Source organism: Paenibacillus sp. CB74 (assembly GCF_055687625.1).
In genome coordinates, this window is the sequence record NZ_CM146009.1 from 5159346 (window position 1) to 5175136 (window position 15791).

Annotated in this window: 12 protein-coding genes; 1 reads left to right on the forward strand and 11 read right to left on the reverse strand. The window is 46.0% G+C overall.

Annotated features, from left to right (window positions below):
* Positions 1 to 20: 20 nt before the first annotated feature.
* Positions 21 to 1754, reverse strand: a complete 1734-nt coding sequence (locus tag ACX9NY_RS22825) for a tetratricopeptide repeat protein (RefSeq protein WP_472475255.1) — start codon at positions 1752 to 1754, stop codon at positions 21 to 23.
* Between the two features lie 317 nt (positions 1755 to 2071).
* Here ACX9NY_RS22825 and ACX9NY_RS22830 point away from each other — a divergent pair, with 317 nt between their 5' ends.
* Positions 2072 to 2521: a hypothetical protein gene (locus ACX9NY_RS22830; protein ID WP_472475257.1), complete on the forward strand. Its 450-nt coding sequence runs from the start codon at positions 2072 to 2074 to the stop codon at positions 2519 to 2521.
* 163 nt (positions 2522 to 2684) lie between these two features.
* Here the strand turns inward: ACX9NY_RS22830 and ACX9NY_RS22835 are convergent, their stop codons facing one another.
* From ACX9NY_RS22835 to hisF, 10 genes are all read right to left on the reverse strand, one after another.
* Entirely contained in the window at positions 2685 to 4427 is a 1743-nt protein-coding gene (locus ACX9NY_RS22835; protein WP_472475259.1) for a hypothetical protein, read from the reverse strand.
* Positions 4428 to 4682: 255 nt separating this feature from the next.
* The gene (locus ACX9NY_RS22840) at positions 4683 to 5633 is read right to left on the reverse strand and encodes a sugar phosphate isomerase/epimerase family protein (RefSeq protein ID WP_472475261.1); all 951 of its coding nucleotides are present in this window, start codon (positions 5631 to 5633) and stop codon (positions 4683 to 4685) included.
* A gap of 49 nt (positions 5634 to 5682) precedes the next feature.
* Complete coding sequence (locus ACX9NY_RS22845) at positions 5683 to 6555, reverse strand: carbohydrate ABC transporter permease (protein WP_339239009.1); 873 nt, start codon at positions 6553 to 6555, stop codon at positions 5683 to 5685.
* 70 nt (positions 6556 to 6625) lie between these two features.
* A complete protein-coding gene (locus ACX9NY_RS22850) occupies positions 6626 to 7525 on the reverse strand; it encodes an ABC transporter permease (RefSeq protein ID WP_339239008.1) in 900 nt (299 codons plus the stop codon).
* Between the two features lie 130 nt (positions 7526 to 7655).
* The gene (locus ACX9NY_RS22855; RefSeq protein ID WP_339239007.1) at positions 7656 to 9245 is read right to left on the reverse strand and encodes an extracellular solute-binding protein; all 1590 of its coding nucleotides are present in this window, start codon (positions 9243 to 9245) and stop codon (positions 7656 to 7658) included.
* 446 nt (positions 9246 to 9691) lie between these two features.
* On the reverse strand, positions 9692 to 11953 hold the full coding sequence (locus tag ACX9NY_RS22860; RefSeq protein WP_472475264.1) for a helix-turn-helix domain-containing protein: 2262 nt from the start codon (positions 11951 to 11953) through the stop codon (positions 9692 to 9694).
* 255 nt (positions 11954 to 12208) lie between these two features.
* Positions 12209 to 13156 (reverse strand): ribose-phosphate diphosphokinase, encoded by a 948-nt coding sequence (locus tag ACX9NY_RS22865; protein WP_036616184.1) that lies wholly within the window; start codon positions 13154 to 13156, stop codon positions 12209 to 12211.
* Between the two features lie 289 nt (positions 13157 to 13445).
* Positions 13446 to 14285, reverse strand: a complete 840-nt coding sequence (gene hisJ, locus ACX9NY_RS22870; protein ID WP_472475266.1) for a histidinol-phosphatase HisJ — start codon at positions 14283 to 14285, stop codon at positions 13446 to 13448.
* A 12-nt stretch (positions 14286 to 14297) separates the two neighbouring features.
* Positions 14298 to 15032 (reverse strand): bifunctional phosphoribosyl-AMP cyclohydrolase/phosphoribosyl-ATP diphosphatase HisIE, encoded by a 735-nt coding sequence (gene hisIE, locus ACX9NY_RS22875; protein ID WP_445252929.1) that lies wholly within the window; start codon positions 15030 to 15032, stop codon positions 14298 to 14300.
* The gene (gene hisF / locus ACX9NY_RS22880) at positions 15025 to 15786 is read right to left on the reverse strand and encodes an imidazole glycerol phosphate synthase subunit HisF (protein WP_017691268.1); all 762 of its coding nucleotides are present in this window, start codon (positions 15784 to 15786) and stop codon (positions 15025 to 15027) included. Before hisF ends, hisIE begins: the two co-directional genes overlap by 8 nt.
* Between the last annotated feature and the right edge of the window lie 5 nt (positions 15787 to 15791).

Here is a 15791-nt window from a genome sequence, read left to right on the forward strand (position 1 = left end):
AACGAGTGAGGGCCAACTTTCTATACAAGTGGTGGATTGCTGTTACACACCGCATGAATCTGTTTAGCATACTTGCTAACCGTTGATGCCGATATCCCATACCGCTCAGCAATGCTTTGATAGGTAACGGGACGACTATGATTCTTCGCTGCCAAATATTCAAGTCCAGCAGCCCAACCCTCAATTTGTTTCGTGCCCGGAACCTCTGGATGTACACGGGATACATAATCCGTCCAGAGCCGTTCCATCTCTTGCTGCAACTCAGCCTTTGCTTCAGACATCTGTAATGCACGATCAACAACAGCCTGCCAATGAGAGGTCGAGCTAGTGTCCGATGGTTCTGATGTGGCTTGAACCTTCCCAATGGACTTCAAGGCAACAGGAGAAAAGGGACGAACCACCTGTGTATTCCCATCCTCATGTTCAGCCGATTTCAATCCGTTCAGTACAGCTTGTGCTGCCTCAAGCAGATCCTGTTCTTCTCCCGGCTCTTCAATGAAGGATTGCAGAGCCTGCTGCACCTCATAATCACCGATCATTCCGAGCGCATGAATAACCTGCAACTTCGTTGCCCGATCACCATGCCGCAATGCCCAGAAGAACGATGAACGAATCAGTGGATCATTCTTCATTTCTTCAGGTATACCGTTACCATAGTTCTCCCACTGTCTGAACTGCTCGTCGAAAGGCAGATGATAGTGATAACTTAGCTTCTCTGGTTCTTGCTCGCCTTGTTTTACAGCTTCAAGACCTGACAGATAATAACGGGATACTTCGGAACCCGGATCAAGCTTGGACACATGATGCCATAGACGCTCAGCAGCATCATAACGTTCTGTATTATAAGCCGCCACTGCTGCATAATGAGCAAGTGCCGGATCAGCAGCTGTCTCTTCGTCCTTGAGCAAACGCCGGAAGTGAACATAAGCCGTATCGTGTTGGCCCAGAATTCCCATCGTTGTCGCGAGTTTGTAGACTTGTTCGTGCTGGAATGGCACGATGACCCGCAATTTTTTGATCAGAAGCAGCACTTGATCGGCCCGGTTCTCGTTTTGATGGAAAATGGCCAGATTACAGAGTGCATGCAGATTACCTGGTTCCTGTTCAAGCACTTCGGCAATGGTCTCTTTTGCTTTGGAAAACAGACCCATATAATAGTAGGCGAGTGCCAGATTGTTACGGGCAGCCAAGTAATCAGGATAATCAGAAGACATGCCTTCGAGCAATTCAGCAGCCTGTGCAAATTTCCCTTCTTCCAACAGTTCCCGTGCCTGGTCGTGCTCCACTACACCTTTGCGTGATTTGATTCGATTCAGTTTGGTCGGACGATCCAGCTCATAGTACAGAAGCTCCATCATCTCTTCGGCCTCCGTCATGAACTGACCCTGGGTGTCCTCCTCCAGATAGGTAACAAGTGCTTGCTCGGCTTCCTCAAACCGATCCATATTTGCATAATTGTTCGCCATATAGAAATAACATTCCGTCATCGACGGATCTACCACTTCCAGCACGTTAGCCAGAATGGCATTGGAGGCTTCGTAATCCCCCTTCTCCGATAATATACCCGCCATATTACAATGATTTACCGGATTTTCCGGTTCGTATTCAACAGCTTTGCGAAAATATTTTAATGCCTTGTCAACATGATTACGGTCCAGCGAGCGGACAGCTCTTTCAAAAAAGAAAGAAGCATCCAAGTGAATCGGTATAATATTGGCAAGGTGTCCCTCAGCCCGCACTAGCTTGCCCTTCATCTTCCAAGGCACCTCCTCTTTGCATTTCATTCATACTCTCCAGTATACCACATCTTAAGGCCCACTTCTCAATATGTAGTTTCATGTCGTTTATGAAAAAAATGCAAAAGAAAAGTGATATTCCATTTTGCAGGAAACTTATCACCTTGGAGCGTTGTTTATTAAAAGGATACCTTTTTTGCCTAGAGACTCCATCACTCACTTACCACAAGATCTCTTTGCAGTATTGCATTAGTCCAATCCCGTCGGTCACGGAATGTCGTGTGTAATTATAAAAATAAAGGTACATCATTATTTTTTTAGGAGATGTTATATTGATGATCTCGAAAATTAGACCACTTATATTCATCTTAATCTGCTTGTTTGCTTTGAATGGATGTTCGGAAGAGATAAAAAATGATGATAATCATTTTACACTTGACGAAGTAGTAACAGCGCTTGAGACTCAAAACTTGAATTTAGTGTCCTTTGGTATAACCGGGTATCCTTTGAAATTAAATGATGTTGTGCCTGAGGTGTACTCCGTTGAAGTACCAGTGGAAGAAGAGCCTTATAGCCCTGAATTTTTACATTTCTATATTTTCAATTCAGAGAAGAATCGCATTAACGGGACCAAAGAATTCAATAAGCACATGGAAAATGCCCATTTCACAACATTCCCCTTTCTATATGAGAAAGGAAATGCCCTTATCGTCTACTGGAGCAATACCAAAGATAATCCTCTGTTCACCAAATCCATCGACACTGCGTTGGAGCAACTGCAATGATAGTTCAAGTTTACAGTATGAGACGCATCCTGAAATATCAAAATTCATGAAGTTCCATGGATTGAGCACATCATTGGGCATGTAACGAACGGTTCGCCGTAATCATTCGTAAAAAAAAAGACCAAGCCCGCAGGCTCGGTCTTCTAAAGTTATAACTCCATACTCACGCCATCGAAGGCGAGAGTGAAATATGAATGGTTTTATCAAACGGTGTCATGAAATTGACCAGCACAACCTTGCACTTGTCCGGCAGTTTTGCCTCACGAACCGTTGCCGCCAGATGCCCAAGTTCGCCCCCTGTAATCTCTAACCAATCTTCTCCGCAGGTATAGCGTAACGTACCGCCTTTCCACAAATAGTGACCCTCACTTGTTTCAATCGCGTCCTCACAGGTCAACTCACCTTCGCTTCCGAATACAAAGGACAACTGCATCATAATGTCCTCCGGTTCTTGCCCGGATAGATGCATGGTCCATCCATTTTCAGTTGGTTGCACTTCTGCGCCTACACGGAATGTCTGCTCATGAGTAAGCTGACGATTCTGATGAGGTAGCAAATACCATGGACTTATATCTGATGCAGCAGATTCTGGTAACAGATTCGCAGGAACTGGACCATAGTAGCCTTTCTTCTGCTCACCAGTCAAACGGTACCCTGCGGATAATCTGGTCATGTGCTGCATAGGGACATAACCCGGATTAAAGTATGAAGCCAGTTGCACAGCCAGCAGACGCACCTCACCATGACGAAGCGCGAAGAAAGAAGGAACTTCTGTCATCAGTGTCACGCTAGTAGCACCATCCCGAATTCGGGTTACCGGAGCACCAAAATCCTTATGCATCCGACTGTGAGAGATCCGTCCGTGATGCCCTGCTGAATCCATCTGTCCCAGATAGTCTCCCCGTACAAAATGTTCATTCAGCATAACTTCGTATTGCTTCGGTAATGCATCACGTTCCTCATCCGGATGCTGAAGCTCAGGCTCAAGCATTAACCGAATGAGTGTATTCACCGAGCACACTCCCGGATCAGTCAATGTATCTCCCGCCCAGGCTGCCATCCCCGCAAAGAGTGGATCACCATCCAGCCGCGCCAGAATGGCATACGGTAAGTAATAGGGTGACAGATCATGAACACTGCCCAGATCCTGTCGCCCTGAATAATCTGTAACAATCTCACCTGTAGGATGCACCAGGTACACCATCATGCGGAGATTAAGCCTCACCGGTTCTAGCAGTTCAGGACGATTGAGCAGGCGCGCGGCATGAATTAACATGATGTCGCTAACTGCGCTGTATATTCCGTTGCTTCGTTCGGTCCACTCCCCATCGGGTGTAATATCCATGCCTTCTGCCAGCCACTGCTCTGCGCGCTGCACAGCTTCCTCCAGACCAAAGATTTGATGCAGGAAACCGAGCGCCGCGCATAGCACCCAGCGATGATTCGGCGTATGACAACCACCTGTAAGCATCGTTGGAATCGTGCGTTCCAGAAACAGCCTCATGTTGGTCAGTACAGGTTGCAATGGCTCCCATTCCTGTTGCTGAAGTAGCTGATACAACTGTGAATATCCCACAACGACAAATGCAGTGTCTGGAGGGGAGTGGTAATTAGTCCAACCCGGAGATATTGAACCATCTTCATGCTGGAAGCGGAGTACATATTCCGTAGCTATCAGCAGTCGATCTAACAACGCCTCATCCCGATAATAGATGGAGTCCGGATTGGAGATCGCAGCCCCCCAGTAACACATATCCGTGGGCGTGCCCGTTGTGTGGTTGACCCAGGCAACACCTGTATAGGGATCGATGGTGCCTCCATAATAACGGCTTTCAGGATCAAGCATCTGCCGGGATATGCCTCTTTCTACCGCTCTGTCATTACTCTCCACCAGCTGTTTATACATGTGCAGTCCCTCCATACCAATGCATTCTCCCGATGTGCGGAGTATGTTGCTTCAGCGCCTTCAATTCAGAACGGAAGCATACTCACACCGCCCGTAGGTGAGTTCATTTTTTCTCGTCAGTATATACCATATACCGATTAAAGTCGCTAGAAAATACGTGCTTGTTTTACTTCATATTTACGGGTCTTTGTCACTGAGGAAAAAGTCGTTGAACACACGCTGTGAACACGCCAACTGTTTCCCACATTACCACGCTTACTCTGTCACCCCAAGCTTCTTCATAAGCAAGTCATGACTCTCGTGAATCTCTTCTGCCGTACAGGCAGACTTCAACTCATACACCTTCACTTGTGCACGACGGATCATCGGCAGATAGGCATCATAGAAATTCATATCCTTACTGTGTACATACGGGCACCAGTGATCAGAGAGACCGAGAGTCTCATGAATATGCACCCCTACGATATCATCCATCAGCCCCTGCATTTCTCCCACACTGTCATATAGGCCCATTCGATCCATCATGATGGCATGACCTGTATCGTACCAGATGCCAACCGGGGCCCCTTTGAGGGCCGTAATAATGGTCTTGGCTTCGGCAAGGGTAGGAATCTGTTGTGGTCTGGATCTCGTCTCGATGCCAAAACGAACATCCAGACCCTTAGCTGCCGCCCGATTACATACTTCATCCAGACTGGCGATAATTTTCTCCACATACCCTGAACTGAGGGCTTCCCGCCGCTCCATCAATTCCGCCCATTTGCTGCGATACTTCGGTGAATCCGGGCCTTCCTCGTTATAGATCTTTCCAAGATCTTTGCTGATATCCTCAGGGAAAGGTACCTCTCCGGGGTGTACAACAACAGCTTCTCCCCCATAACGCTGGGCATATTCAGCCGACTCTACCAGCAATTCGATCGCCCGCTTGCGTTTCACTTCATCTTCGAAGCCGAGCAGGATGGAATCCGTACCATAATCGGGATCAGGGTCATGTGGAAAGGTATTATGGACACTAGAAATTCCGATCTCTCCACGCTCAATCATGGGCTCAATCGTCGTGAGCATCTCTTTCGTTACATTATAATTTAGCTCCACCCGGCGAAAGCCGAGATCTGCAATCTCCCGAATCATATTTTCCCCGACATCATGTTTTCGGATATTCCAGCATGTGGAGAACGAATATATTCCCTTATCTATGTGCTGCATCTGGTTTCCTTCTCCTCCCTCTGGCTAAACTTTTTACACCAGCCTTAACTCAACCTTTTACCGCACCAAGCATCGCACCGCTGACAAAATACTTTTGCAGCCACGGATAAACAAGCAGGATAGGTACCGTTGCAAATACAACTGTAGCTGCCTTGAGACTTTCCGGAGTCAGTGGTGTGCGGTTAGCACCTTCCATTAATGTAAGCTCACTCACCATGTTGTTTTGAACCATTTGGAAGAGCTTCAGTTGTAACGGATACAACTTGGGATCATTAATATACAACAGGGAATCCTGGAATCCATTCCAGCGGCCAACCGCATAGAATAGAGCTAATGTGGCCAGTACAGGCATGGATAATGGGAGTATGATTTTGAATAGCGTGTGTACATGTGAGCTACCGTCAATTTCTGCTGATTCTTCCAGACTTTCTGGAATACCTCTGAAGAATGAGATCAGGATAATCAGGTTAAAAGGACTGACCAGTCCAGGCAGAATCAGTGCCCACACTGAATTAAGCATATTGAGATCACGAATGAGCAAATACTCGGGAATCATCCCGCCACTGAAGAACATCGTAATGATGATGACATACATGAAGAGCTTGCGCCCTTTCAATTTTTTCTTGGTTAACGGATATGCAGCAGCAAGTGTGAATAACATGCACAACACTGTGGTTACCACTGTCAGAATAGTCGTAAAACCCAGTGAATATAGCATGGATTGATCAGAGAATACTTGAACATACGCATTCCAGTTAAATTCTTTAGGAAAAATGGTCACTTCTCCCGAAGTAATAGCCCGGTTAGAACTTAGAGATATCGCAATGGTATGCAAAAATGGAGCTAGACAGAATATAACAAACAAACTGATAAAGGAGATATTAACGATATCAAAAATCCGATTTGAGGTGCGTTCACTCATATGCGCACAGCTCCTTTACTGATGGTCTATACATACAAGCCGATTGGCGTCTCTTCCGTTTATCTACAACCTACAAAATACCTTCACCCGTTGCTTTCTTTGAAATATAATTAGATCCTAGCACGAATATGAGCCCTACCACTGCCTGGAACAGTCCAACGACAGTTGCCAGCGTGTATTGTCCTGATTCAAGACCAACTCTGTATACAAAGGTACTGAGTACATCGGAATATTCTCGCACGGCCGTATTACCAATGATATAAGGCCGATCAAAACCGATGCTGACCATATGTCCGAGATTAAGAATGAGCAAGGTCACAATGGTTGGTTTAATACTTGGCAACGTAATATGCCAGATTCTCTTCAGTCTTGAAGCTCCGTCAATCTCTGCAGCCTCAAACAATTCCTTGTTCACGCCAGTTAATGCCGCCAAATATAGAATGGTACCCCATCCTGCACTCTGCCAGACACCTGTGAACAGATATGTCACAAGCCATGGATTTTTTTCTGTCAAAAATGGTATTGAATTTAAGCCCAAACTCTCCAATACACCGTTAACCATACCGGATTGATTGCCGAACAATTGGTATACAATTCCCCCAATGATAACCCAGGAGATAAAGTGAGGGATGTATAGAATCGTTTGCGATAGTTTTTTAAACCATTTAAAACGAACTTCATAGAGCATGATGGCCAATAAAATTGGAGCAGGGAACGAAACAAGCAAGTCGAGGAAATTTAACATGAAGGTATTTCGTAATGTGGTGTAGAAGTCCCGCATTCCAAATACTTCACGGAAAGCATCGAAACCGATCCACTCACTCCCGTTAATGCCCTGAAACAAGTTGAAATCCTTAAAAGCGATCTGAACCCCGTACATTGGGCCGTAACGAAAGATCAAGAAGTAGATCAGGGGCAGTGAGATGAGCGCGTATAATTGCCAATACCTTTTCAAGTATGTGATGGTCAAATCGGTTTCCTCCTATCAACAAGAAACGGCTGTGCCGCCCATACTGGCGGCACACGTTCCTTCCAAAGTTATGCAGTGAATTACATATTTATTTAGTAATTACAAGATGAATCTGTTTATTTAATAGTGCTTACTGAAGTGCTGCTTCAAGCTCTTTCTTCAGTTCTGTGCCACCCAGTGACATGAAATCATTCATTTCTTTTTCATATACCGCTTCGAAGTCTGCCGGTTTAGCCATCGCAGTTTTCACAATAAGCACCTTCAACTTATCATTTAGCGCTGTACCATATTTAGATTCTGCTTCGATTGGTTTGCTGAAGATAACCGGGCCGATCGTATCCGTATTAGCAATATCAATGGACTGTCTCATCAGCTCTTGGTTACGTTCTGGGAAGCCTGCAATCCATGCGGCTTCATTGGCTGCCTGATCTCCCACAACTTTACCGTTAGCAATAATGGCCATGTCACCACCGTTGTAGACACGATCTTTGACATCCTGTGGTGCATCATCTTTAACAACTGGAACACCATCAACCATATCGAAATTTTCACCTTCGACACCTGTGTTTATCTCTAGCAAGTTCGTTCCAGAAGCCATCCAGTCCAGGTATTTCACTGCTTCAACCGAACGTTTGCTGCTTTTTGGAATCATGATGTACATACCGTTGCTACCATAGCGTGATTTGATGTGTTTATTGTCCACATTCGGGTTGGTGTAAGCGTCAACTGCTACAACTTTGCTATCCGGTACATTTTTGGACAAATTATCAAGCATACCATCTGCATACAGAATTTGACCTACGTCCTCAGACATGTAGCCGATATTACCGTTCTGGAAATCTTTGACCAATTGCGTTTTTTCTTCATCAAGACTGAAGTCTTTGCTGATCAGACCTTCATTGTAAAGTTTGTTAAGGAACTGCATCGCATCTTTGAACCCATCATGCAATGGTAGCTCGTAACGCTGACTGTACGTAAGTCCATCTTGTACGGGTTTAATAAATGAGTAAATCAATGTTTCGTACTGGGCTGGGGCAAGTGCCATACCCATTGGGATGTTTTTGCTGCCCAGATTACCCGGATCTTTCTCTTTAAACGCTTTCAGCGTTTCATAAAGCTCATCTGTTGTCGTTGGAGCCTTCATTCCAACCTTGTCGAGCCAATCCTGACGGATATAAGAATTGTAGCGGGAAGTAATGGCACGTTTACCCGGAATAGCGAATTGCTGACCTTCAAGCTGACCAAATTTCAATAGGTCTTCGCCGAGATATTCTTTTAAGTTAGGCGCATGTTCATTAAGAAGTTCACCCACTTCAGTTAGACCACCTTGCTGAGCATAACGGTAGAACACACTGGAGTCGTATACAAACACAATATCTGGAACGTCGCTGGGGCTGGCCATTAACACGTTGAGCTTAGTTGTTTCTTCTGAACGTTGAACAGGTACGAATTGCACATCAATGTTATTCGGATCGCCGAATTTCTCTTGAACAAATTTAGTTAAATAGTTGTTAGTGATCGTATGTGGAGAAGGACTGTTACCACGATCGAAAACCTCCACTTTCAAAGTAACACGCTCACCATTCGTTGTTGCCCCGCCTTCTGCTGATTCTTTGTCTGATGCAGACGAGCACCCCGCAAGTAAGGACACTCCCATTACCATTGTAAGTGCCAGACCCATCCATTTCTTCTTACTCCCCTTGGTTGCTTTTCCAATCATTTTGTCATCCCCTTTTACTTTGCGTGAATGTTTAAGGCTTGCTCCGAGTATTCCACATCTTCGCGGACTCTAGCAATAAACCAGTTTCGGAAGCGCTTACAAACGGATTATGGTTTATATGCTACGCCTATTTTCGCAGACTGATTATTTTCCCAAAGCTATGCTGCTCTAGGCTTTGATGGCTCTCAACACCTTACGACTCAGAACTGCCTGTCCCCATTCGGATAAACCATTTTCACACACTGCCTATATTCGTAAACGGGGAAAATCAGGAATATTAGCTTGTTATCTTGCGAAAACAGTTGCATCAATTTCTCCCAGCAGAGAGCTGTTCAACGAAAACAGGGCGAACCTCTGCAAGCCTGCTCTCCTGGTGGAAAGTGACTGCATGAAATTCACCCTGTGCTATCCTGATCTATAGATCTCAGAATAAGATCATCATTGCGTTACTCTTCGGGTTCTCGATGTTCTCGTTTCAAACGACGATAATCTCCTGGTGTGATACCCGTTACCCGTTTAAATACACGTCCTAATGTAATTCCATTCGCATACCCAACCTTCAGGGCAATATCCTGCAAAGAGTAATCGGTATTGAGCAGAAGATGCTCCGTCTCCTTCATGCGAAGCTCTGTAACAAAATCAACAAACTTCATGTTGAATTCTGTCTTGAACAAATAACTCGCATGTTTGCCCGTAATCTGGAATCGGTCGCTCAGATGTTTCAAGGAAAGATCAGGATTCGCAAACTGTTCTTCAATATAATTTTTCATTTCGTTGACCATGGCTTTGTAACTCTTGGTTTCCGTTACCGCTACATACGTTCGGAACAAGTCCGTCAGACCATCGAACAAAAGACTTTTCACATCCGTAAGCGTCTCTGCCTCTTCCACAGCGCTTAACCATCTGTTGATGTTTTCTTCAGACAGCTCTTCCTGAAGCCCTTCCGACATCATAGCCACCTCTCGGCTGAGCATCTGTAACATGGCTTGAATCAGAGAACGAATCTCGTCATCCGGCAATTTGTTCTGTTCAAATGCGGTAAAGATCTCCTCCAACTGTTCCCGCCACTGTCCACTCGACATCCGGAACCGCTTAACAAAGTCCGCAATCATCTGCAGATAAGTATAGGTATCCAGCAAAGGATGCTGTGGTTCACCGCAGTCGGCTTGGCCGACATCTCCGTTCATCAAAAGTTTACGTTGCATTACCGCTTCTGCTGCCGCATAAGAACTTCGTATTGCACCGATTCCCTGAGCAATAGGTCCAATGCCAAAGCTTAAGGAAATGCGTAGATTTTGTTCCACCCAAGATTTGCATTCCTCAGCTACAACCCGAATCTGACCAGACATGTCCAAGTTGTTATTACTCTGTTCTTTGAACACAAAAAGGATTGCAATTTGATCTACACTAATCCATTCCGTCCAGCATTGTACTCCGGTATTACGTGACAGCTCTTGCAAAACATTCATCAAGGCAAACTTCAGCGTATTTTGTTCACCTCTCGTATACCTCTCCTGGAACCCCTTCTCATAACGATTAATCTCTCCAACAACAACGATAAAGCGTGACGATTCATGCACGTCATTCAGTGGAGAGAGCTCTGTTAATTGCTCTTCTGCATTTTCGATGTGTTCACCGTGCAATAGGGCATTGAACAACTTACTGCGCTGCATGAGTATATTTTCCCTGCTTTTCTTGTCATAATCCATCATGTGATTAATCAGATTCTCAAGTACACCGTCAATCATCTTCATCTCATCCGTACGAGCCCCCGAGTGTTCAAACGCTCGAATCTGATGAGACTCAATTCGGTTCATGATGATCTGAATGGGTTTATAGTTACGACGAGTAATATACACGATATACACAATTGCACAGATAACCGTCACAATCGCAATGATTACCCACACATAAGACACGACAGATACCCAGCCAAATAAGTTACCGGCCTTGATTCCACTGGATATGGTCCATCCCAGTCTTTCTAATGATAGCCTGTTGAGTTCCTGACCATCTATCGAGCCCTCTTGGTCCGAGTGTGCATTATACACAACCTTACCTTCCCGATCAGTAATCGTCAGGAATGAGAGCTGACCATTAACCATACTATCTACGCTCTGTTCAATACTGCTCATCTTGATATTAATGACCAATGTGCCCTGAGAGCCAAAAGGCAAAGGCATGTCCTTGTTCACGGTTAATACGCGAATCGGGGTACGTTGAGAAGAGTCCGTATCGAATTCCCGGACAGGTTGCCACCCTGAACCGATAGAACCGGTACCCATCTGGTCAATCCATGCCTTATCCGAGAAACCTTCCGCTTCTCTGGAGCCACTTACGGTCAGAACATGTTTATTTCGCTTGTCATATAGATAGATGGATTGAATCCATGAGGACGAATTCGTTAGCTCCCGTAAACTCTGTGCAATTGCATACACTGTGTCCGAGCTGTTCTGGTTTCTGTTACTAAAATAGAGTCTGTATGCCTGCTGACTCTGTACCGTTTCCAAAATGGATAGTTCAATCCCCCTGATTGTACGATCCACCGTGTCTATCATATAACTGGAGGAGATCCGGTCTGCTTTTTTTGTTTCCTCTTTAGAGATGTCATTGATGAAAACAAACGCGATGAAAATGAGTATGGTCACCGTAAGAAAAAAAATTGGGAAATAAGAGAACAGTAACCGGTAGTACCAATTACGAGACAATAGACCCCACTCCTCACTCCACGATGCCAATGTTCTCAGCCGTGGTTCTACTGTTCAGCATCCATCTCACCTTGAGGGCTGAATACTATAATGATAACGCTATCATAACTGATTTTATGTTATTATAGCACATGCCTCGGAGCAGCAATGCAAGAATTGAATTCCAAGAGCCAAAACAAAAAAACCGTGCTGAGCAGACAACAACTCAGACACGGAACACTTCATCCGGCAGCACACCGTTATATCCTCGATGCACTAAATGCCAGAATCCTTAAACAATGTGGCCATGGAGCCACCATCCACAATAATGCGTACGGCGCGAGCCAGCATTGGCGCAACAGGTAATACTTTGAAGCATTCGGGGTGGTCATCTGGCAGTGCGATCGAATCCGTAACTACCACCTCTTCAATTGACGGGTGATTCAACTTACTTACTGCTCCATCGGAGAACAATCCGTGAGTTGCACATACATATACGTTTTTGGACCCGCGTTCCTTCAACCCTTCCACCACATTCAGAATGGTTGTTCCGGTGTCGATCAGATCCTCAATAATAATCGGTGTCCGTCCTTCTACATCACCAATGACATGGGTAATCACGGATTCATTATGGCTTGGACGTTTCTTGATCATAATGGCAAACGGGGAATCCAGACGATTGGCCAGCTTCTCTGCCATTGATGCTCGTCCCGCATCAGGGGAGACAACGACAGGGTTCTCAATACCTTTGCTCAACAGATAATCACTAATCAGATCCAGCGATGTCATGTGATCAACTGGAATGTTGAAGAATCCCTGAATGGCCGCTGCGTGCAGGTCGATCGTTACCACGCGATTGGCGCCAGCCGTAGTTAATACATCGGCTACCATCTTGGCCGAGATCGGCTCCCGTGGAGCAGATTTGCGCTCTTGACGCGCATAACCATAATACGGAACAATGATGTTCACAGTGCGTGCTGAAGCCCTCTTTGCGGCATCAATCATCACCAACAGCTCGACAAACAGCTCATTGATCGGATGAGACAACGACTGTACCAGAAACACATCACAATTACGGATCGTTTCTTCATAATGAACGTATATTTCTCCGCTCTTGAACCTGGACAGCTTGATCTTGCCCAGTTGTACACCCAGCTTGTCACATACCTGTTCTGCCAGCTTAGGGTTCGATGAACCGGAAAAAATACGTAACGAATGCTGCATAATGCCCTCCCGAGGGTTGAAGCCCCTATATAATCCCTTATCTAAAAGTGAGTGTTCAAAAAGACCGGTTTTCAGTACCGAGAAGATGGGATAAAGCTAGAAATGGAGTAGCGGAGCGTAGGAGAAAACTACGTGAGCAACCACAATGTTTCCAGAGGAAACATACTTCGTGAGCATCTACCTATTTCGGCTGAATTCCATATTCGATGCTAATGATGCCTTTAGGCATCATTCGTAATCAAAAGCGGACTTTTTTGAACTACCTTTAAAAGGTTATTTCCTACCCTCATTATACTCCACTGGCTTCTACATTTAAAGGAATGAACGAGCGATGACGGCCTTCAAAAACAGCGACTTCCGTACAGCCCAACTCATGTAAAAGTGCTTCAGCTTCAGGCAAATAATCCCCCAGCTTCAGTGGATCATGCGCATCAGAACCCATCGTTAAAGGAATGCCCAATCGAATAGCCTCCGTCAGCATTCTACGACTAGGGAACATCTCGGTGCAAGGCTTCGATAACCCGGAAGCATTCAGTTCCATGGCGCAGCCACTTGTTGCAATAGCCTGCAGCGCTGCATTCTCTAGTGAGATACGTTCCGCCGTCTGCTCCTCTGAAGGAACATAGCCGAACCGTTTAATGACATCCGTATGGCCCATAATGTCGTACAGACCCGTCGCAGCTGCTTTACTCACGGCATCATAGTACTGACGATATACTTCAAGGATGTCTTTGCCCTCCCAGTGATGGGTCTGGCGAAAATCCGTAATGTCCCATTCCCCGAGGAAATGAACGGAGCCAATCACATAGTCCCAAGGATAACGCTCAATGATTGCACGAATCTCTGTTTCCCAGCCTTCAATATAGTCACCTTCCAGACCAACACGTACGTCAATCTGCCCACGGTAACGTTCTTTCAGGGAGAAACACTCCTCTACATAACGCGGCAGTTCATCCATAGGCATCGCCATTTCCGGATAATATTGAGCTGGATCGACATGCAGCAATGGCATGTGATCGGACAATCCAATCTGGGATAGTCCAATCTCCACACCACGCTGTACATACTCTTCCAGTTTGCCAACGGCATGTCCACACCGCTCATGGTGTGTATGGTAGTCTATACGCACGAAACTCGCCTCCTAATCGCGGCGAGGCCGTTCATGACGGCGGCTCAGCTCTGACATAATGTCGTCCAGTGGCAGCTTGCGCTCTTGTAACAGGACGAGCAGGTGATACATCAGGTCACTGACTTCCAGGCGAAGCTCGTCATTATCTTTATTTTTGGCGGCGATAATCGTCTCGGACGCTTCTTCACCGATTTTTTTCAATATTTTATCTACACCTTTATCAAACAAATAGGTTGTATATGCACCCTCAGGGCGTTCACGTTCACGCTCTGCAATAACGGATTCCAGTTCAGCCAATACCTCAAAGCGACTTTCGGAATCCGAATTCGCAGAAGCAGATGCCTCACCGGCTTTATCCGGAGCCTTGTCTGTCGATTTCTCTGGCAAACCAATGATCTCATTATGGAAACATGTTACCGCACCTGTATGGCAGGCAGGACCGTTCGGTTTGACCTCAACCAACAAAGTATCACCATCACAATCATATTTCAGGGAAGTAATGGTCTGCACGTTGCCAGATGTTGCCCCTTTATGCCACAGCTCTTGACGCGAGCGTGACCAGAACCAGGTTTCACCGGATTCAAGCGACAACTTCAGTGATTCGCGATTCATATAAGCCATCATTAAAACTTCTCGAGTATCCACATCCTGCACAATGGCAGGAACCAAACCATCACTCCAACGAATGTGTTCCACAACCTGTTCCAAGGACAACTGTTCCTTGATTTCATCGCTCACTTTAGTCACGGATCTCCACCCCTTGTTCTCTCAAATGTTGTTTTAACGCCGGTACGGCGATTTCTTTGTAATGGAAAATCGTTGCGGCCAGACCTGCATCCGCTTTGCCCGTGGTGAATACATCATAGAAATGAGATTCCTTGCCCGCACCGCCCGATGCGATGACTGGTATACGCACAGATTCGGATACCGCTGCCGTCAGCTTCAGATCGAAACCGTCTTTTGTTCCGTCCGCGTCCATACTGGTTAGCAGAATCTCTCCCGCGCCCAAGCTCTCAGCCTGTTTAACCCATTCCAACGCCTTGATGCCGGAGGGTTTACGTCCACCATGTGTATAGACCTCCCACTCGCCCCAAGCTTCGTTATACTTGGCATCGATCGCTACCACGATACACTGCGAGCCAAAGCGACGTGCACCATCGGCAATCAACTGCGGATTAAGTACCGCGGCTGTATTCACTGCAATTTTGTCCGCTCCTGCCCGGAGAATCCGCTTCATGTCCTCCACCTTGGAGATGCCTCCACCTACCGTAAAGGGAATAGCAATCTCGCCAGCCGTCTGCCGCACGACTTCTTCCATCGTTTCGCGACCTTCTACCGAAGCCGAGATATCGAGAAATACCAATTCGTCCGCGCCTTCGCGGTCATATAGCGCCGCCAGCTCTACCGGATCACCCGCATCGCGGAGATTGACGAAGTTGACGCCTTTGACGACCCGGCCGTCCTTCACGTCCAGACAGGGGATGATTCTTTTTGCCAGCATGCTAC